The following is a 20,092-nucleotide window of genomic DNA, read 5'->3' as shown; positions in this document are numbered from 1 at the left end:
TGCCGCTTGTGCCGCCACCGTCGGAGCCGCTATCGGTGGTCGCCGCGGCATCGGTGATCGGCGCCGATCAATTGAACCGCGAAATCCAGACCCTGCGCGCGCTGCTCGAAGAACAGCTCGCCGGCCTGCGCTGGGGCGACATGAAAAAGCACCGGCCGCGCCAGGCCGCGGCGCTGCGCGCGCTGGCGAATCTGGGCATCGAGCCCGATCTCGCCCGCTCCATCGCCGAAGAGCTGCCCGAATCCTCCGATCCGGACCGCGCCCGTTTCCTGCCGCTGGGCCTGCTGTCGCGGCGCCTGCCGATCAACTCGGCCGACCCGATACTCGCGGGCGGCGTGATCGCGCTGGTCGGCCCGACGGGCGTCGGCAAGACCACCACCATCGCCAAGCTCGCGGCCCGCTATGCCGCGGTGCATGGCGTGCGCGACATCGCGCTGGTTACCGCCGACCACTACCGCATCGGCGCGCAGGAGCAGCTCTACACCTATGCGCGCTTGCTCGGCGTGCCGGTGCATGCAGTCGGCCCCAAGGACAGCCTGCCGACGCTGCTGTCGCGGCTGACGGACCGCAAGCTGGTTCTGATCGACAGCGCCGGGCTCTCACAGAACGACGCTGCGCTCGGCGGCCAGATCGAGCAGCTCAAGCTCTGCGGCCCGGCGCTGAAGACCTGGCTGGTGATCGCCGGCAACGCCCAGCCCGGCGCCCAGGCCGAAACCGTGCGGCGCTTCGGCGCGATCGGGCTCGACGGCTGCGTGCTGAGCAAGATCGACGAGGCACACCGTATTGGCGGCGTGCTGTCGGTGGTGATCCGCGCCGGCTTGCGTGTCACCTATCTGGCCGATGGCCAGCGCGTGCCGGAAGACCTGCACCTGGCCCGCGCCGACCGCCTGGTTCTGCATGCCACCCAGCTCGCACGCCAGTCCGCCGCGACCGTTGACGAGTCCCTGCTGATCGCCGGTTTCAGCACCGCCAACAGCAACAGCCCGGCGAACCATGCCAATGTCTAAAACACTCGCAACGCAGGGCTCGTCCGCATTCGACGACCAGGCCGCCGGCCTGCGCCGGCTGCGGCCCTTGCGGCCGGTACAGGTGCTCGCGGTCAGCAGCGGCAAGGGCGGCGTCGGCAAGACCAGCGTATCGGTCAACCTGGCGATGGCCATGGCCATCGCCGGCAAAAAGGTCGTGCTGCTCGACGGCGATCTGGGCCTGGCCAACGTCGACGTGATGCTCGGCCTGCAGCCCAGTTACAACATGGCCAACGTGCTCGCCGGTGAATGCACGCTCGACGACACGCTGATCGAAGCTCCGCACGGCCTGTGCGTGGTGCCGGCCAGCAGCGGCAAGCGCCACATGGCCGAGCTGACGCCGATGCAACACGCCGGCATCGTCCAGGCGTTCTCCGATCTGCGCCGCCCGCTCGACGTGCTCGTGGTCGACACCGCGGCCGGCATCACCGATTCGGTGATCACCTTGAGCCAGGCCGCGCAGCAGCTGATCGTCGTTGTCACGCAGGACCCGTCGTCGATCACCGACGCCTACGCGCTGATCAAGGTGCTCAGCCGTGGCCAGGGCATGCAGCGCGTGCAGGTGCTCGCGAACATGGTCGCCAACGAGGCCGAGGCGCGCGAGATATTCGAAAGCCTGCGCCGCGTCGCCGAGCGTTTTCTCGACGTCACGCTGAGCTATCTCGGCTCGGTGCCGCAGGACGAATGGCTGCGCCGCGCGGTGCGCCGGCAGCGCGCCGTCGTCGACGCGTATCCCAATTGCCCGTCTTCGGCGGCATTCCACAACCTGGCCAAGAAAGCGCTGAGCTTCGGCTCGCCGATCGGCGCGCGCGGCCACCTTGAATTCTTTGTAGAGAGACTCGTCCAGAGGACCGCCGGATGAATGCCAGAACGTCTTACACCCAATTCTCAACCGCCAGCACGCGCAACCTGGACCCCAAGTCCGAAGCCGGGCTGGTGCAGCTGCACGCCGACCTGGTGAAACGCATCGCGTTTCATGTCGCTGCGCGGCTGCCGTCGAGTGTCGATGTCGAGGATCTGATCCAGGCCGGCGTGATCGGCCTGATCGAAGCCGCACGCCATTACAACGGCGATCGTGGCGCCTCGTTCGAAACCTACGCCGGCATCCGTATCCGCGGCGCGATGATGGACGAGCTGCGCCGCGGCGACTGGGCGCCGCGCTCGGTGCATCGCCGCCACCGTGATATCGCCGGCGCGATGAAGTCGATCGGCCAGCGCGAGGGCCGCGCGGCGCGCGAGGACGAGGTGATCGCCGAACTCAGTCTCACCGCCGAGAGCTATCGCGCGGCTCTGCAGGACGCCGTGCAGTGCCAGGTGCTGTCGCTGGACGAGCCGCCCGAAGGCAGCGACGACCCGTTCGAAGCCGCCGACACCGGCCAGACGCCGCTGGAAGCGCTCGAGCGCGACGAGTTCCACAGCTGCCTGGCGCGCGCAATCGCCTCGCTGCCCGAGCGCGAGAAAATGGTGCTGTCGCTGTACTACGACGACGAGATGAACCTGCGCGAAATCGGCGCGGTGCTCGACGTCTCCGAAAGCCGCGTCTGCCAGATCCATGGCCAGGCGCTGCTGCGGGTGCGCGCACAGCTGCAGGACTGGGCCGGTGCCGTGCGCAAGCCCAAGGCGAAGAAGTCCGCCGAAAAGTCCGCCGACAAGTCTGCCGCCGCCAAGCCGCCCGCCAAATCCAAGCCGGCTGCCGTGTTTGCTCCCCAGCAAGCCCGCGCCGCCTGAATCTCCCCCTGACCACCCAGCTCGACCGCCCATAGAACCCATGGACAAGAACGCCAAAATCCTGATCGTCGACGACTACTCCACGATGCGCCGCATCGTGAAGAACCTGCTGCACGACCTCGGTTACTCCAACACCGCGGAGGCCGACGACGGCCGCACCGCCTGGCCGCTGCTGCAGGCCAGCGATTTCGATTTCGTCATCACCGACTGGAATATGCCGGGGATGACCGGCATCGACCTGCTGAAGCTGATCCGCGGCGATGCGCGTCTGGCCAAGACACCGGTGCTGATGGTCACCGCCGAAGCCCAGCGCGACCAGATCATCGAGGCGGCGCAGGCCGGTGTGAACGGCTACATCATCAAACCCTTCACCGCGGTGACGCTGAAGGAGAAGATCGACAAGATCTTCCATCGCGCCGCGGCCGCCGCGTAGGAGATCCTCATGAGTGATTTTGATATCGGCGCACAGCGCGCCGAGCTGGCGCTGCGCCTGCACGCCGCGTTGCGGGCGATCGGCGCCGACGATCAGGCGGGACTCGACCAGGCGGTCGCCGGCGTCCTGAGCTGCGTGCAGGTGCCGCTGGCCCTGGGCGTTGCGCGGCTGGCGCGCGACTTCCGCGAAACCCTGCGCGAACTCGACCTGGACAGCCGCATCTCCGGTCTTGCCGAGGGCGAGATCAAGGACGCCTGCAGCCACCTGGATCAGGTGGTGCGGATGACCGAGGACGCGGCGCACCGCACCTTGGACCTGGTAGACGACAGCCGCCGCGTGATCGACGCGCTGGCGCTCCGGCCGGTATTCGCCGAAGCCGCTGCCGAACTCGCCGGGCTGCGCAGCAACATGTTGTCGCTGTCGATGGCGCAGGAATATCAGGACCTGTCCGGGCAGTTGATCCGGCGCGTGATCGGCCTGGTCCGCAACGTCGAAGCCGCATTGACCGATCTGGTCCAGATGGCCAGGCCGGCACTCAAGAATCAGGTGCGCGCGTCGATAACGTCACCAGAGGCAAGGCCTCCGACTGACCTGAAAGGGCCCTCTGCGGCGGTCTCGGCCAGCCAGCAGGACGCTGACGCGCTGTTGGCGGATCTTGGATTTTGAACGGGACTCTGACCCCGCTATGGGCATCGAACTCGACAGCGAGCTGCGCGACGACTTTCTGACCGAAAGTCGCGAGCTGCTGTCGCGCCTCGCCGAACAGCTGGTCGAACTCGAACACAGCCCCGGCGACCGCGAACTGTTGAACGCGGTGTTTCGCGGATTTCATACGATCAAGGGCAGCGCCGGATTCTTCGATCTGACGCCGGTGGTGCGGCTGGCGCATGCGGCCGAAGAAATCTTCGGCCTGCTGCGCGCCGGCCGCTGCACGCTCGATGCCGCGATGCTCGACGCCGTGCTCGAGGCGCTCGATGGCCTGCGCGGCATGCTCGAAGCCGTCGCCGCGGAGCGCGAGCCGCCGCAGCCGAATCCCGAGCTGATCGAAGCGCTGCAGTTTCTGGCCGTGCTCGACGACGCAGAAGCCACTGCGCCGGTGGAACTCACCGCCGCCGGCATTCCGGCCGATCCGTTCAGCGACGACGAATTCGAAAAACTGCTGGACCAGTTGCAGAGCAATGGCCCCGCCGTTGTTGCCCCAGACGGTAGGGCGGGTCGTGACCCGCCGCTTTCGCTCGGGCTCGACGACGGCGGGTCACGACCCGCCCTACACCGGCCCTCTCCCCCCGCTTTGCGGGACCCTCCCCCAGGGGAGGGGAACAGCCCGGTCGACCCCGAACAAGCCAGCATTCGCGTCGACACCCATCGCCTCGACCAGCTGATGGACCTGATCGGCGAACTGGTGCTGGTGCGCAACCGCATCAAGACGCTAGGCGTGGCCCAGGGCGCCAGCGCCGAGCTGCGCAAGGCGTATTCCGAACTCGACGTGACCACCTCCGGCCTGCAGAACCAGGTCACGCGGATGCGCATGCAGCCGATCCGCAAGCTGTTCGCGCGATTCCCTAAGCTTGCTCGCGACACCGCGCGCAAGCTCGGCAAGAACGTCGAGGTCGAGCGCTGCGGTGAAGACACCGAGCTCGACAAAACCCTGATCGAAGCGCTCGGCGATCCGCTGATGCACATGGTGCGCAATGCGATCGATCATGGCCTGGAGATGCCGGACGTGCGCCTTGCCGCCGGCAAGCCGGCCTGCGGCCGCGTACTGCTGTCGGCCGAGCAGATGGGCGGCCAGATCGTGGTCACCATCAGCGACGACGGCGCCGGCATGGACCCTTCCATCCTGCGCGCCAAGGCCGTCGAACGCGGCCTGATCGATGCGAGCGAGGCCGCGCGCATGAGCCGCGACGAATGCCTGCAGCTGATCTTCATGGCCGGCTTCTCGACCAAGGATCAGGTCAGCGATCTCTCCGGCCGCGGTGTCGGCATGGACGTGGTGCGCTCGAACATTCAGTTGCTCAACGGCGTGGTCACGATCGAGTCCACGCTTGGCCAGGGCAGCACGATCCGCATGCGCCTGCCGCTGACGCTGGCGATCCAGCCGGTGCTGATGGTCGAACGCGGCCTGCGCCTGTTCGCGATCCCGCTGCAGGCGGTGCAGGACGTGTTCCGCCTCGATCACAAGGCGATCGAGAACGGCGACCAGCGCTGGGAGACCACGGCCTATCGCGGCGGCCCGCTGCGGCTGATGCGGCTGTCGAGCTGGCTCGGCTTCGACGACATAGGCGACGACCTGGCGCGGCATGTGGTCGTCGTGATGATCGGCAACGAGCGTTACGGCCTGGTCGTCGGCAGCGTGCGCGGCCGCGAGGAGATCGTGGTCAAGCCGCTGGGCAGAATGTTGAAAGGCCTGGCCGGCATCGCCGGCGGCACCGTCACCAGCGACGGCCGCATCGCCCTGATTCTGGAACTGCCGGGCCTGGTTTCGGCTTATGAACGCGCCAATACCACGGGACCGCGCTGATGGATATTCTGAGTTGTGTCTCCGCGGTGCTGGCGATCGTCGTGCTGATCGTCGGTACGATTTTGAAGGGTGCCAATCCGATGGCGCTGCTGTCGCCGGCCGCGTTCGTGATCGTGATCATCGGCACCACCTCGTCGGTGATGATGCAGATGCCGATGAAGTCCTTCATCCACGGCTTCAAGCTCGGCAAATGGATTTTCAAGCCGCCAAGACAGAACGGCCCCGAGCTGATCGCCAAGATCGTCGAATGGAGCAACGCCGCGCGCAAGCAGGGCCTGCTCGCGCTGGAAGCCAGCGTCGAGACCGAGACCGATCATTTCATCAAGAAAGGCCTGCAGATGCTGGTCGACGGCGCCGAGCCGGAAGTGATACGCGGCACGCTCGAAGTCGATCTGTCGGTGTCCGAGCATCACGATCTGGCCGGCGCAAAAGTCTTCGAGGCCTTCGGCATCTATGCGCCGACCTTGGGCATCATCGGCGCGGTGATGGGCCTGATGGCGGTGATGGCCAACCTCGCCGATCCGACCAAGCTCGGCCACGGTATCGCTGCGGCCTTCGTCGCGACGATCTACGGCATCGGCTCGGCGAACATGTTCTTCCTGCCGATGGCGGCCAAGCTCAAATCGGTGATCGGCGACCAGACGCGAGTGCGCGAAATGGTCATCGAGGGCCTGATCGGCATCAGCCAGGGCGACAACCCGCGCAATATCGAAGTGCGGCTGCAGGGGTATTTGCACTGATGGTTTCTGTCAGTGCCCTGTCTTTCCCCTACCCAGGAACCTCTCCCTCCCCCGCTTGCGGGGGAGGGCTGGGGTGGTTCCGGGGCTCAAGCCGGCAGCGCCAAGCTGCGGCGGTGTCTCTCCCGCACGCGGGAGAGGGGAAGAAGCACTAACCATGGCCCGCAAAAAACCCCACGAAGACCACGTCAACCATGAAGCCTGGGCCATCCCCTACGGCGACATGCTGGTGCTGCTGCTCGCGCTGTTCGTGGTGATGTATGCGGTGTCCTCGGTCAACGAGGGCAAATACCGGGTGCTCGCCGATTCGCTCAACGCGGAGTTCAGCGGCACACCGCGAACGATGTCGCCGGTGCAGCTGGGCACCAAGCAGACCGGCTCCGAAGCCGACAGCCGGTCCAGCATGATGCGCCAGCGCGCCGCGCAGACCGCCGGCGGACCGATGGCGAAGAAGCCCGATCCCACCGAGACGATCCAGGCGCGGCTGCCGATGCCGCTGCGTCCCGCTGCCGCCGCTACGCCGGCATCGGCGGCGCGCACCGCGGACGATCGCCGCGCGCTGCAGAAAATGGGTGCCGAAATCCAGGACGCACTGGGTGATCTGGTCAAGCAGAACCTGGTTCGCATCCGCGCCTCGGAGCTGACGCTGGAAGTCGAGATCCGCGCCGACATCCTGTTCCCGAGCGGCTCGTCGCAGCTCGCCGACCAGGCACGGCCGGTGCTCGGCAAGGTTGCCGACATTCTGCGGCGTTTCCCCAACCCGATGCGCGTCGAAGGCCATACCGATTCGCTGCCGATCAGCACGCCGATGTTCCCGAGCAACTGGGAGCTGTCGTCGGCGCGTGCGGCCAGCGTCGTGCACCTGTTCGTCAAGGAGGGCATCGAGCCGACGCGCCTGAGCGTCGCCGGCTTCGGCGAGTTCCGGCCGGCGGGCGACAACACCAGCGTCGACGGGCGCAATCGCAACCGCCGCGTCATCATCGTCGTGCTCGCCCGCGCCGCCGAGGGCCTGCCGCCGATCCCGCCGGTCGATGCGCCTGCGAGCCCGAGCGCTGCGGCGGCGAGTTTGTCGGAGGTGGCCGCATCGAAGCTGCCGTAGGTTGGGGTGAGCGCAGCGAACCCCAACATCGGCCCAGGATAAACGTTGGGGTTCGCTGCGCTCACCCCAACCTACGTTCGCTGGCGTCGTTCTTGCGTAGAGGTAAGCCGGATACCGCTAACGATGGCGCTGACCCATGCAAATGACTGCTGCCTGCTCTCCGCTCGAGCAGGCTTGCGATGCTGACGAAAGCCGCAATGTTCAGCCTCGCGAACGTGGCGAACTGGTTCGCCGATTGTTCGAGGAACACAACCGTGCGCTGATCGGCTTCCTGGCCGCGCGGCTGCAATCGGAGGCCGAAGCCCACGATGTCGCCCAAGAGGCGTATGTGCGGCTGCTGCAGCTTGAACAACCCTCGGCGGTGAGCTTTATGCGCGCCCATCTGTTCTCGATCGCGTCCAATCTGGCCATCGACCGGCTGCGGCATCGCCAGGTGCTGACGCGCAACTCGCCGCAGGATTTTTTTGAAAACCTGCTGACCCGTCCCGGCCCCGAGCGCGCGGTGCTGGCGCAGCAGGAACTGAACGTGATCAAGGCCGCGCTGCGCGAGCTGCCCGAGAAATGCCGCCGGGCTTTTGCGCTGCACATTTTCGGTGAGCAGAGCGTGCAGGAGATCGCCAAGGTCATGAACCTGACCGACCGGATGATCCGCCACTACATCGCCCGGGCCATGGCGACCTGCCACCAGCGAATGGACGAGAGCGCAAAGGACTGAAATGCGGGACAATCGTCGGAGAGGACCGACGATGACAAGCGACCATCCCACTCTATCGCGCACCGAGCAGGCCGGCCTGTGGTGGGTGCGGCTGCGCGAAGCCGACGTAGCGCCCGAGGAAATCAGCCAGTGGCTGGACTGGTGCCAGAGTGATCCGGCCAATCTGGAAGCTTTCGAGAACATCGAGAAGCTCGGCGGCCGCCTCAGTACCCTGGACGCCGAGGCCCGTGCCGCGCTGACGCGCGAACTGCTGGACGAACCGGCTGGCACCGGCGCCGCAGCCGGTATTGGTGCGGGCCGGGATCACCGGCGCCGGCGCTGGCTGCCGCCGCTGGCGATTGCCGCGACCCTGGTGGTCGGCGTCGCTGTCTGGCTGGTCGAGCGCAGCACGCCGCCGCTGCAGACCTACAGCACTGCCCTCGGCGAGCAGCAGGAATTCAAGCTGGAGGATGGCTCGCAGCTGGCGCTGGGTGCGATGTCGTCGGTGTCGGTCGCCTACAGCGCGGCGCAGCGCCGCCTTGGCCTGGACGCCGGCGAAGCTTATTTCGAGGTCGCGCCGAACCCGTCGCGGCCCTTCGTGGTGCAGGTCGGCAAGCTGCGCGTCACTGCCGTGGGTACCGCGTTCAATATTCGCCGGACGGGCGAGCAGATCGAAGTGGCCGTGGTCCATGGCATCGTCGATGTTCGCGAAGTCGATGCAAAAGGCGATGACGAGGACGCCACGCACAAGCTGCGCCTCGAGGCCGGCCGCCAGGTCGTTGCCGGGTCCTCCGGCTGGGCGGTGCGGGCCGCCGACCAGAGTCAGGCGCTGTCCTGGCGCAACGGCAGCATGGCCTTCGTCGATGAAGACCTCGCCCTGGTCGTCGCCAACCTGAATCGCTACGCGGCGCATCCGGTGGTGCTGGTCGATGCCGCGCTCGGCCAGCTGCGCTACACCGGCACCGTGGTGCAGGGCCGCGAAGACGATTGGGTGACCGCGATCGAGGCGGTATTCCCGGTGCGCGCGGCACGCGACGACCAGGGCCGCGTGCTGTTGTCGCAGCGGTAGATTCGTAGGTTGGGGTGAGCGCAGCGAACCCCAACATTGGCGCTCATCGATGTTGGGGTTCGCAAAGCTCACCCCAACCTACGGCTGCATTTCCGATTCGAGGGTCTTGCACGTTTAACGATGCGACAGCCCAAATCCCAGCCGCCAGGAAGCGCATAAAAAAAGACCCATGACCGAGCCTTCGTCCGTTTTACCGATGAGCCGCCGCGATCTGCTGGCCATGATTGGCCTGGTCGCCGGCAGCGGCGCGAGCTACCGCGCGATGGCCAGCATGGGGCTGGTCGCCGAGTCCACTTACAAAGGCCCGATCAAGCTCGACGGCGGTGCGAAGGGCAAATCGGTGCTGATACTCGGCGCCGGCCACGCCGGATCGGTGGCGGCATATGAACTGCGCAAGGCCGGCTACAAAGTGCAGATCCTGGAGTACAACGAGCGCGTCGGCGGCCGTTGCTGGACGCTGCGCGGCGGCGACAAGTTCACCGAGCTGGGCGGCGCCACGCAGACCTGCGGCTTCGACCCTGGCCTGTACGTGAACCCCGGTCCCTGGCGCATCCCGTTCCACCACCGCGCGCTGCTCGACTACTGCAAGCGCTTCGGCGTCGCGCTCGAGCCTTTCGTGCAGGTCAACTACAACGCCTACCTGCATTCCACCGAGGCCTTCGGCGGCAAGCCGCAGCGCTATCGCAACATCCACGCGGACTTCAACGGCCATGTCGCCGAGCTGCTGGCCAAGTGCACCAGCCAGAACAAGCTCGACGACGCGGTCAGCAAGGAAGATACCGAGATCCTGCTGTCGGCGCTGAAGGAATGGGGCGCGCTGGACAAGAACTATTCCTACGCCAGCAACCCGCAGAGCAGCGAACGCCGCGGCTGGGAAAAACCGCCCGGCGGCGGCATCGGCGGCGCGCCGATCCCGTCGACACCGATGTCCACCAGCGATGTGCTGAAGTCCGGCCTGTGGCATCACCTGAGCATCGGCCAGCAGGTCGAGTTCCAGACCACGCTGTTCCAGCCGGTCGGCGGCATGGACGGCGTCGCCAAGGCTTTCCAGCGCGAGATCGGCGACCTGGTGCGCTACCGCAGCAAGGTCACCAAGATCGATCAGAACGACAGCAAGGTCACCGTCACCTATGTCGATTCGCAAACCGGCGGCGCGCCCATGCAGGCGACCGCCGACTACTGCCTGTGCACGATCCCGCTGTCGGTGCTGAGCCAGATCGACATCAAGGTCGGGCCCAAGATGGCCCGCGCGATCCGCGCGGTGCCCTACGAATCCGCGGTCAAGCTCGGCCTGCAGTTCAAGCGCCGTTTCTGGGAAGAGGACGAGCACATCTACGGCGGCACCAGCTATACCGACATGCCGATCCGGCTGATCGGTTATCCAAACACTGGCTATCACAGCAGCGGCAAGGGCGTGCTGCTGGGCGGCTACATGTTCGGGCCGAACGCCTACGAGTTCACCGCGCTGCCGCCGGCGGAGCGAGTCAGGAAAGCCGTCGAATACGGCTCCAAAATCCATGCGCAGTACAAGACCGAGTTCGACAACGGCATCGCGGTCGGCTGGCATCGCGTGCCCTGGACGCTGGGCTGCGCCGGCACCTGGACCGAAGACACGCGCGCCGCGCACTACGACAACCTGTGCCAGCTCGACGGCCGCATCATGCTCGCCGGCGAACATGCGTCCTATGTGAACGCCTGGCAGGAAGGCGCGCTGCTGTCGTCGCTCAACGCGATCGAGCGCTTGCACAAACATGTGCAGAGCCATTGAGGGCGCTTCGATGATCAAACCAAAAAATCTGTTGTGCGCTGCCGTGCTGCTGACGCTGCCGGCCTTCGCGTCGCAGGCCCTGGCCGGCGACGTCTCGTTCAGCCGCGGCTACACCTTCGAGGAGCGCGACGGCAAGTCGATCTACGAGAACGTCTGCCAGGGCTGCCACATGGCCGACGCCAAGGGCGCGACCGGTGCGGGCCGCTATCCGGCACTGGCTGAGAATCCGCGGCTCGCCGGCAAAATGTATCCGGCGATCCTGGTGCTGAAGGGGCAGGGCGCGATGCCGGTGTTCGGCGACGTCATGGACGACGAGCAGATCGCCAACGTCGTCAATTACGTGCGTAGCCAGTTCGGCAATGCCTACACCGACAAGCTGACGCCGGCCGAGATCGCCGCGCTGCGTCCGCCGAAAAAGCCCTAGCCGTATCGATTTTGTAGTTTTGTAGGTTGGGGTGAGCGCAGCGAACCCCAACATCGGCGCGGAACCTGTTGGGGTTCGCTGCGCTCACCCCAACCTACGCTATTGACCTGCACGCTTCTTGCTCCAGCCATCAGATGAGGCGGCGGAGGCGTGTATGTGATCCAGGCAGCAAGACTCGAAGCACGGTACCGGCTGGGCTGGCGATTCCCCGTTGCGCGGGCTGCCGTTGCCTGAAGCCCGCTGCCGATGCTGGTTTGCTGTGCTCGCCGCCGTCATCGCCTGCGGCCCGATCGGCAGCGCGGCGGCCGCCGATCTCGACCGGCGCCTGAACTTCGACATCCCGGCGCAGCTGCTCAGCACCGCGCTGACCCAGCTGTCGCAGCAATCGCATATCCAGATCGTCGCGCCGGCCGCCAGTATCAATACGCTGCAATCGCCGAAAGTGCAGGGCCGCTACAGCATCACCGAGGCGCTGACCCGGCTGCTCGCCGGTGCGCCGCTGGAATACCGCGTGATCGGCAGCGACACGCTGGTGCTGTCGGCGCTTGATGCCGAGCCTGAGCCGCAGGCCGCGCCGCGCAGCCGCGCCGGCGATCGGCCGTGCATCGCCGCGCATTGCCCCGAGCCCGCGGCCGCCATCGAGGTGCAGCCGGTGGAGTTGGTCGCGATGTCGGTTTACGGCGCCGGCCAGGTGCGCGCCGCCAACGCGCTGACCCAGCCCTATTTTCGTGCGCAGGTGCCGGGTTTTGCACCCCAGGCTTTTTTGAATCTGCTGCCGGGCGTCGACATGCAGTCCACCGATCCCTTCGGTCTCTACGAATTCGGCACCAGCGTGCGTATCCGCGGATTCACTGCCGACCAGCTGGCGATCACGCTCGACGGCGTGCCGCTGGAAGAAACGCCCGATACACGCGGTGACACACCGCCGAACCGCTATATCGACAATGAGAATCTCGACGAACTGCAGGTCGCGCAGGGCTCGGCGGATGTGGACACGCCCTCGTTCCACGCGCTCGGCGGCTCGCTGCGCTATTCGACGCTGGACCCGGCGGGCGTCTGGCAGGCGGCGGGCTCGTACACCGGCGGCAGCGAGCAGATGAGCCGGGTTTACGGCCGCGTCGATACCGCGCCGCTGTGGACCGGCGGCCCGATCGCGATGTTCAGCGCCTCGCAGATCCGCGCCTACCAACAGCAGAACTCGCTGGCCTCGATGCAGACCGAACGCGCGCAGTTCAAGGCGATCCAGACGCTGCCGTTCGGCCAGCTGATGTTCGGCTGGCTGTACGGCGACCGCGACGATCACGACGTCGACAGCTACAACATCGATGGCTCGCCCGACCTGATCTACACGCAAAAGCTCAGCGGCGACGGCGCTGCCGACGCGCGCTACTACGACTACTGGCGCAACGGGCGCACCGACAATCTGCTGATGATGCGCGCCGACATCGGCTCGGCCGACGATGCGCATCTGCAGATCCAGCCCTACTACGAGAGCAAGCGCGGCTACGGCACCGCCGGCGTCACGCCGGATGCCGCGCAGACGCTCTACGACGATGCGCTGGCCGGTGCTCCGCAGCGCAGTGACGTGCAGCCGCCGGACAGCGGCGGCGCGGCGAGCGGCCGCCTGGAGCAGCTGCAGGGCGAGCGTCGCGGCGTCACGCTGAGCCTGCAGCGGACGCTGGGTGTGCACAGGCTGACGGTCGGCGGCTGGCTGCAGCAATACGATTTCACGCAGACCCGGCCGCTCTACGACATGGACACCGACGGTACGCTGCACACCGATGCGCTGCCGATCACGATCTACTACGACCGACGCATCGACACCGCTACGCGGCAGTTCTACGCCAAGGACAGCATCGCGCTGTTCGGCGAGCGCGCGACGCTGGCGATCGGCAGCAAGGGCCTGATCGTCGACCGCCGCGCCAGCGGCTATCTGAACAACGACGATTTCAACCGGCAGCAGCGCGAGACGCGCACCAAGACCGACCAGGATTTGCTGCAACCCCAGGTCGGTTTCGTCTGGCGCTATGCGGGCAATGTCGAGCTGTTCGCGAACTACGCGGAGAACTTCAGCGCGACGCCGCGGCTGGCGTTCGTCGCATCGAGCTTCAATGCCGATCTGAAGCCCGAAACCTCGGACAATATCGATCTCGGCATCCGCTCTACCGGCAGCCATTTCGCGAGCGCGGTGTCGGTGTACCACATCGCCTACCGCCATCGCGTGCTCGAGTTGCAGGCTACCGATCCGGACATCGTCGGCGTCGATACCTACGAGAACGTCGGCGCGATCGAAACGCTCGGCGTCGAGACCTCGCTGTACTGGAACCCGGCGCTGCACTGGCGCATCGGCTCGACGCTGTCATTGAATCGCTCGCGCTTTCAGGACGACTACGAGGTCTACGACGACGTGCTCGGCAGCCACACCGTGGACAGCGCCGGCAAGACCGTGCCGGCGACGCCCGGCCGCATGGCGACGCTGGACGTTTCCTGGCGCGGCAGGGACGGCTTTGTCGGCGCGGACGCCAAATACACCGGCCCGCGTTACGGCAGCACCACCAACAGCGAGCGTGTCGGCGGCTACACGGTGATCAACCTGAATGTCGGACGCAGCCATGATTTCGGCGCCGGCCGCATCAGCCTGCAGGCCAATGTCTATAACCTGCTGAACCACCGCTACTACGGCATGCTGGTGCCCGGCGAGGACACCGGCACCTACAACTTCGGCATCAGCCGCAGCCTGTATATCAGCGTGGGCTTGCAGTGGTGAGTAGGTTGGGGTGAGCGCAGCGAACCCCAACGTGTGCCCGCGCCGATGTTGGGGTTCGCTGCGCTCACCCCAACCTACCTGCTGAACTGAGGTGCGAAAAAAAACCGGCCCGCATCGCGCGGGCCGGTTGGTTTTGACGCTTGCCGCTTAGAACGTGTAGCTGACCTTGCCGTAGTAGTAGCCGCCGTTGAAGCCGAACGGGGAGAACGACGGGTACTTGGTGACCGCAGCGTTGTCGACCGCGTCCGTGTAGGTCTTGAGCAGATCGCTGTTGACCTTGTCCGGATACGTATTGAACAGGTTGTTCGCGCCGATGCTGAGCTTCACGCTGGCGGTCGGTTTGAACGCCAGTTCCAGGTCGGTGATCGGTGTCACGCCGATCTCGTTCTTGTAGTACGCGCCATCGTCGCCGATCACCTGCTCGGAAGATTTTCCGTAGAGGGTTTCGCGCAGCGTGATGTAGAACCTGGCATCGAAGCTGTAGGCCGCGCTGAAGTTCACGCGGAACTTCGGCGAAGCGTCGGTCAGATCCGACTGGGCGGTCTCGTCGTACAGCGACTGGCCACCGAGTTCCGCCGGGCTGGCATTGATCTTGGTGATCTCGGTCTTGTTGTAGTTCGCCGACGCAGTCCAGTCGATGCGCCCGAAAGCGTAGCTGCCTGGATAGCTCAGCACCATGTCGACGCCGCGGGTGCGCGTGGTCAGACCATTGGCGAAGATGCTGATGCCCTTCGTGGTCACCGTGGGATCGAGCACGTTGCCGTTGGCGATGATCGCCGCGGTGATCGAGTCGGCACCCTCCACCTCTTCGCCCTGGAACTCGCTGTACAGCGAGCCCGAGGCGACGATGCGGTCGCGGATTTCGATCTGGTAGGCATCGACCGTTGCGGTGATCCTGTCGGTCGGATGCATGACCACGCCCAGGCTGAAGTTGGTCGATTTCTCGGGCTTCAGGCCATCGCCCAGGCCCAGCAGCGATGCAGCAGGCGCGTTCGGTGCAAGCTGCACAAAGGCAGTGCTCGGGCCGACGTTGGTGGCGGTGTAGTACTCCTCAGCCAAGGTCGGCGCGCGGAAGCCGGTGCTGACGGTGCCACGTAGCGCAAACGCCGGCGTGAAATCGTAGCGGCCGGTCAGCTTGCCGATCGTGGTGCTGCCGAAGTCGCTGAAATGCTCGTAGCGCACGGCGGCGTCGAGCAGCAGCTTCTCGATCGGCGTGATCGAGAAATCCGCATACAGCGCGTAGTTGTCGCGCGAGTTCTTGCTCGCATCGCTTTCCTGGATGCCGGGGAACGACGAGGCGCCGGACCCGTAGGTCGATGCGGGATCGCCCTGCTGCAGCTCGTAGGTTTCGTGGCGCTGTTCGACACCGAAGGCGGTGGTCAGCGGGCCGGCCAGGCCAACGGTGTATTCGTGGCTGACGTCCAGGTTGGTGGTCCACTGGCTGGAGACGTAGGCGCCGTCGTCGAAGTTGGTCGGCGACGCGCCGGTAGCGGCATACAGGTCGGTGTTCAGCGAATCGATGGTGCCGATCTTGACGGTGTCCTTGCCGTAAGTGCTGCTCAGATCCCAGTTCCAGCCGCTGACGACGCCGCGTGCACCGCTGGTCCAGGACAGATCGGTTTCCTCGGTGGATTCGCGCGGATTAAAGCCGAAGGGATAGTAATACTCGGTCGTCGTCGTGGTGTCGCCAGCGCTGTCGGTGGTGGTGACCTGGTGCGAGGCGCGGCTCGGCATACGATAGTTTTCGTACGAGTTCGCCTTCTTCTGACCGTAGCTGCCGAAGCTGTAGAGATCGACCGAACCCACGGTGTAGCCGGAGTTGAAGAACCCGGTCTGGGTGTGAATCTCCGGGTCGCCCATAATGTGGTTGAGATACGGATAGCCCTTCAGCAGCGTCACATTGCTGTTCGGGTAGCTGGCGATCGTGTCCGGATCGGTCACACGTGGATCGGGGTTGCCGCGGTCGCTGCGCTGCTTGTTGCGGACTTCGGCAGTCAGGTTGAGGAACGCTTCGGGGCCGCTGCCGAAGCCGATGTTGCCGGAGTGGTCGATGGTGTCGCCGCCGCCGTCGTAGTACTTGCCGTAGGTGCTGTCGACCAGGCCGCCTTCGTAGCCGTTTTTCAGGATGATGTTGATGACGCCGGCGATCGCGTCGGTGCCGTACTGCGCGGCGGCGCCGTCGGTGAGCACCTCGATGCGCTCGATCGCCGAGGCCGGGATGAAGTTCAGATCCGCCGATGCGGCGCCCTGGTAAGGCCCGCCGAGCACGGCGAGGCTGGCCGTGGTGTGGCGGCGCTTGCCGTTGACCAGCACCAGCGCGTGGTTCGGGCTCAGCCCGCGCAGCTTGGCCGACAGCGTCTGGTTGGCCTGGTCGCCGCCGAAAGCCTGGGCGGTGAACGAGGGCACCAACTGCGCGATCGACGCGATCAGGTCGGGTGCTCCGGCGCTTTTCAGCGTCTCGGCGCTGAGCACCTGGATCGGTGCCGGGCTCTCGGATACCTGCAGGCCGCCGCTGCGGCGCGTGCCGGTGACGATCACCTCGTCGAGCACCGCCGTGTCGTCGCTGGCCGCCACTTCCGGTCCGGCAGCTGCGACCTCGGTCGTCGCCGGCTCGTCGGCTGCATGCGCGGCCGGCGCGGCCAGCAGGGCCAGCTCGGCGCCCAGCATCAGCGGTGCATAGGCCAAAGTTTTGACGTGCCGCTTTTTGAACGATGCCCAGACCGCCTGGCGCATTTCCAATGCATCGATTTTGACGCCGACCCGTACTGCATTTGCGTTGTTCACTCACGACTCCCTTGGCTGTTTCTAGCTCGTATGTCGCGCGGCCCGTTGGGCCTCGCTCATGGCTATAACGTGCGTCGCGGGCGAATCGGAAATCCAGGCTGCTCGGACCCGCAGGAAACCGGGTAGGGCCTGACGCAGCAGGGTAGGCTGGGTTGAAGCGTTAGCGAAACCCAGCTTGGCGCTCGCATGGCAGCTCTGCCGCTGGGTTTCGCTACGCTTCAACCCAGCCTACGACAGCTGATGCACCGGTCAGAATCCGCATCTGCGGATCGGCCGCCAACACAATCGCGCTCCCGGGCTCAAGAACCTGAACCGCTGACCGCTAACCCTCTAGAGAATCTGGTCCAGAAAATCCGGATGGCCTACGGGAGCCGCGCTGCAGCATGGAATCGCCGATCAACCCTTTGATGCGAAGCAAGCCGCAGCCGGATATCAGCCGCTGGGTCGGCTTCGAGATCGCCCGCCAGGCCTTTGCGCTGCGCATCGGCTGCGTGCGCGAGGTGGTGCTGTCGGCGAGCATCGACGCGGTGCCGGGCGCGCCGCGCTTCGTGCTCGGTGTCGCGGCGCTGCGCGGCCGTATCGTGTCGGTGCTCGACCTGCATGGACGCCTGCAGATCGAAAGGCTGCCCTGCGACGACGACGCCGGCAGCGGCCAATGCCTGATCGTCGTCGAGTCCGCTGGCGAGCCGATGGCACTGCGGGTCGATCGCATCGGCCAGCTGTATTCGCTCGAGGGCGCGCGCATCAGGCTGCCGCCCCAGGTCGCGGCGCCCGGCGCCGACGGCGCGGTCAGCGGACACGTCGTATTCGGCGACTCATTGCTGACCCTGCTCGATCTCGATGCGCTGGTCGATCCGATTTCGATGTGCTGAGCACGCTGTCCCAGGAGAAACCCATGCACCTGCAAACCGCCATCAGCTGTCTGGCCACGCGCCGTGCAGAGTTTTCGAGTCACGCCGTCAGCGGCACCCTGATCCGCAAACGCATCGTATGCGCCTTGCTCGACACCTTCGATCTGCTCGGCCGTGAACTCGGCGGTGCGGTGTTGACCCACCAGAACAGGCTGTGCTCCGGGCCGCATGCCGGCTCCGTACTACTGCCCTTGTCTGTGCCGCGCGACGACCTCTGATTCCGCTGCCGCCTCGTCCCGAATCACTGTCCGAATCAGCGTCCGCATCACGCCCGACCGAATCCAATCCTGTGCTTGCCGAGCCTGCCCACCCATGAAATCCATCCAAGATCTGCCGATCGCGCGCAAGCTGCTGCTTGCGTTCTCCATTGCCTGTGTGCTGACCGCGGGTCTGGGCGTGTATTCGCTGCTGCGGCTCGACACCGCACACGAGTATGCAAACCGGCTGGAGAGCGATTCGCTGCCGCGCACGCAAACGCTGACGGCGATGAAGTCGCTGCTGCTGCAGACGCGCATCGACGAGCTGCAGCTGATCCAGCAGACCGATGCCGACGAACGCGCGGACTACATGAAGCGTCTGCAGAACGATCGCGCGGAGTATCAGGCGGCGGTAAAGCGCTACGACGCGCTGGCGTCGAAAGCCGGCGGCGAACTTGCCAAGCGGATCGAGGCGGTGCGGCAGGCCTCGGAACAGTACTTCAAGGTCGGCGATCAGATCGTCGCGGCGGCCTCCGCCCGCAAGACCGGACAGCTCGCCGAACTGGCCGACTCTTCGCGCGAATGGCGTCGTGCGACCGGCAAGGCGATCGACGGCGTCATCGAGCTGGAGGCGAGCAACAGCGCCGTCGAATCCGCCTCTTTCAGCCGCCATTTCTCGATCTCGGTGCGGATGGTTGCGGCTGCGACGGTGGTGCTGAGCGCGTTGTCGCTGATGATCGGCTGGTGGGTCGCGCGCAGCATCAAGGGGCCGCTGGCACGGGCGGTCGCGGTTGCCGAAGGCATCGCGGCGGGCCGCCTCGACAATCCCATCGGCGCGATCGGTGGCGACGAGGTCGGCACGCTGCTGGCGATGCTCGAGCGCATGCAGCAGCAGTTGCTCGAACGCGCCCGCGGCGATCGGCGCAAGGCCTCCGAGCTGGCCCGCGTCAAGCAGGGCCTGGACGTGGTGGCGACCAACGTGATGGTCGCCGACGCGGAGTTCAACATCGTCTACCTCAACGAGTCGATCAAGGCCATGCTGCAGCAGGCCGAGGCCGATATCCGCAAGGACGTGCCGGCCTTCAATGCCGAGTCGGTAGTGGGTGCCAGCATCGACCTGTTCAACAAGAACCCCGCGTTTCAGCGCGAGCTGCTGGCGAAGCTGAACGCAACGCACGAAGCCCGGCTGGTATTGGGCAGCCTCAGCTTCTCGCTGATCGTCAATCTGATCCAAGACGACAGGCAGGAACGCATCGGCTATGTCTTCGAGTGGCGCGATATCACCGCCGAGTTGCTGCAGCGCGAGCGCGACGCCGAATCGCAGGGGCGCATCGCCGCGATCAGTGCCTCGCAGGCCGTGATCGAACTCGGCATGGACGGCATCGTGCTGGCCGCCAACGACAAGTTCGAAGACGCGATGGGCTACAGCCTGTCGGAGATCAAAGGCCGTCATCATGGCCTGTTGTGCGACCCGAACTATCGACAGTCGATCGAATACCAGCAGTTCTGGGAGAAGCTCAATCGCGGCGAATCGGAGTCGGGGCAGTACAAGCGCATTGGCAAGGACGGCCGCGAAGTCTGGCTCCAGGCGCTGTACAACCCGATCAACGACGCCTCGGGCAAGCCGTTCAAGGTGGTCGAGTACGCCACCGACGTGAGCGCGCAGGTGATGGCGGCGCGGGTGCTGGAACAGGCGGTCGAGCAGACCCAGGACGTGGTAGCTGCAGCTCGCCGGGGCGATCTGGATCAGCGTATTCCGCTGGACGGCAAGACCGGTGCGGTGCGCGATCTGTGCGAAGGTGTCAACAGCCTGGTCGAGAACATGAGCGCTGTTGTCGTTGATGTCGGCCGTGTATTCGGCGCGCTGGCGGAAGGCGATCTGACGCAGACCATCGAGACGGAATACCAGGGCGCGTTCCAGAAGATCAAGCAGGA

The 20,092-nt window shown here is 65.8% G+C and carries 17 protein-coding genes; 16 read left to right on the top strand and 1 reads right to left on the bottom strand.

The annotated features are described in order from the left end of the window. The 13 genes from flhF to JWQ90_RS23305 all read left to right on the top strand — a co-directional run. The coding region (flhF, locus tag JWQ90_RS23365) for a flagellar biosynthesis protein FlhF (protein WP_299697408.1) at window positions 1–1,007 on the top strand (1,007 nt) is incomplete at its 5' end. Continuing rightward, the gene (locus tag JWQ90_RS23360; RefSeq protein WP_366919581.1) at window positions 994–1,887 is read left to right on the top strand and encodes a MinD/ParA family protein; all 894 of its coding nucleotides are present in this window, start codon (window positions 994–996) and stop codon (window positions 1,885–1,887) included. The genes flhF and JWQ90_RS23360, both read left to right, overlap by 14 nt. Then, entirely contained in the window at window positions 1,884–2,753 is an 870-nt protein-coding gene (gene fliA / locus JWQ90_RS23355; protein WP_299697406.1) for an RNA polymerase sigma factor FliA, read from the top strand. Before JWQ90_RS23360 ends, fliA begins: the two co-directional genes overlap by 4 nt. A gap of 40 nt (window positions 2,754–2,793) precedes the next feature. Continuing rightward, a complete protein-coding gene (locus JWQ90_RS23350; RefSeq protein ID WP_299697405.1) occupies window positions 2,794–3,186 on the top strand; it encodes a chemotaxis response regulator CheY in 393 nt (130 codons plus the stop codon). A gap of 9 nt (window positions 3,187–3,195) precedes the next feature. Further along, window positions 3,196–3,852, top strand: coding sequence for a protein phosphatase CheZ (locus JWQ90_RS23345; protein WP_299697404.1), 657 nt, complete (start codon window positions 3,196–3,198; stop codon window positions 3,850–3,852). Between the two features lie 19 nt (window positions 3,853–3,871). Next, complete coding sequence (locus tag JWQ90_RS23340) at window positions 3,872–5,707, top strand: chemotaxis protein CheA (protein WP_299697403.1); 1,836 nt, start codon at window positions 3,872–3,874, stop codon at window positions 5,705–5,707. Next, on the top strand, window positions 5,707–6,447 hold the full coding sequence (locus JWQ90_RS23335; RefSeq protein ID WP_299697402.1) for a flagellar motor protein: 741 nt from the start codon (window positions 5,707–5,709) through the stop codon (window positions 6,445–6,447). Before JWQ90_RS23340 ends, JWQ90_RS23335 begins: the two co-directional genes overlap by 1 nt. Before the next feature lie 154 nt (window positions 6,448–6,601). Next, window positions 6,602–7,543, top strand: coding sequence for a flagellar motor protein MotD (gene motD / locus JWQ90_RS23330; protein WP_299697401.1), 942 nt, complete (start codon window positions 6,602–6,604; stop codon window positions 7,541–7,543). Window positions 7,544–7,679: 136 nt separating this feature from the next. After that, window positions 7,680–8,258 (top strand): RNA polymerase sigma factor, encoded by a 579-nt coding sequence (locus tag JWQ90_RS23325; protein WP_299697400.1) that lies wholly within the window; start codon window positions 7,680–7,682, stop codon window positions 8,256–8,258. Between the two features lie 31 nt (window positions 8,259–8,289). After that, on the top strand, window positions 8,290–9,306 hold the full coding sequence (locus JWQ90_RS23320; protein WP_299697399.1) for a FecR domain-containing protein: 1,017 nt from the start codon (window positions 8,290–8,292) through the stop codon (window positions 9,304–9,306). Between the two features lie 169 nt (window positions 9,307–9,475). Further along, entirely contained in the window at window positions 9,476–11,074 is a 1,599-nt protein-coding gene (locus JWQ90_RS23315) for a flavin monoamine oxidase family protein (RefSeq protein WP_299697398.1), read from the top strand. A gap of 10 nt (window positions 11,075–11,084) precedes the next feature. After that, window positions 11,085–11,498: a cytochrome c gene (locus tag JWQ90_RS23310; RefSeq protein ID WP_299697397.1), complete on the top strand. Its 414-nt coding sequence runs from the start codon at window positions 11,085–11,087 to the stop codon at window positions 11,496–11,498. A gap of 259 nt (window positions 11,499–11,757) precedes the next feature. Beyond that, complete coding sequence (locus tag JWQ90_RS23305; protein ID WP_299697396.1) at window positions 11,758–14,265, top strand: TonB-dependent receptor; 2,508 nt, start codon at window positions 11,758–11,760, stop codon at window positions 14,263–14,265. A 147-nt stretch (window positions 14,266–14,412) separates the two neighbouring features. On the opposite strand, the gene JWQ90_RS23300 is transcribed toward JWQ90_RS23305, so the two are convergent. Beyond that, complete coding sequence (locus JWQ90_RS23300; protein WP_299697395.1) at window positions 14,413–17,049, bottom strand: TonB-dependent receptor; 2,637 nt, start codon at window positions 17,047–17,049, stop codon at window positions 14,413–14,415. Window positions 17,050–17,456: 407 nt separating this feature from the next. Here JWQ90_RS23300 and JWQ90_RS23295 point away from each other — a divergent pair, with 407 nt between their 5' ends. The 3 genes from JWQ90_RS23295 to JWQ90_RS23285 form a co-directional block, all read left to right on the top strand. Continuing rightward, a complete protein-coding gene (locus tag JWQ90_RS23295) occupies window positions 17,457–17,921 on the top strand; it encodes a chemotaxis protein CheW (RefSeq protein ID WP_299697394.1) in 465 nt (154 codons plus the stop codon). Between the two features lie 23 nt (window positions 17,922–17,944). Continuing rightward, window positions 17,945–18,178 carry a hypothetical protein gene (locus tag JWQ90_RS23290; protein WP_299697393.1) on the top strand — a complete coding sequence of 78 codons (234 nt, stop codon included), beginning with the start codon at window positions 17,945–17,947 and terminating at the stop codon, window positions 18,176–18,178. 94 nt (window positions 18,179–18,272) lie between these two features. Next, window positions 18,273–20,092: MCP four helix bundle domain-containing protein (locus tag JWQ90_RS23285; RefSeq protein ID WP_299697392.1), on the top strand; the 1,820-nt coding region annotated here is incomplete at its 3' end.

The sequence above is a fragment of the Hydrocarboniphaga sp. genome (genome assembly GCF_028291725.1).
Classification (GTDB): domain Bacteria; phylum Pseudomonadota; class Gammaproteobacteria; order Nevskiales; family Nevskiaceae; genus Hydrocarboniphaga.
This window is presented reverse-complemented; position numbering and strand designations above follow the sequence as displayed.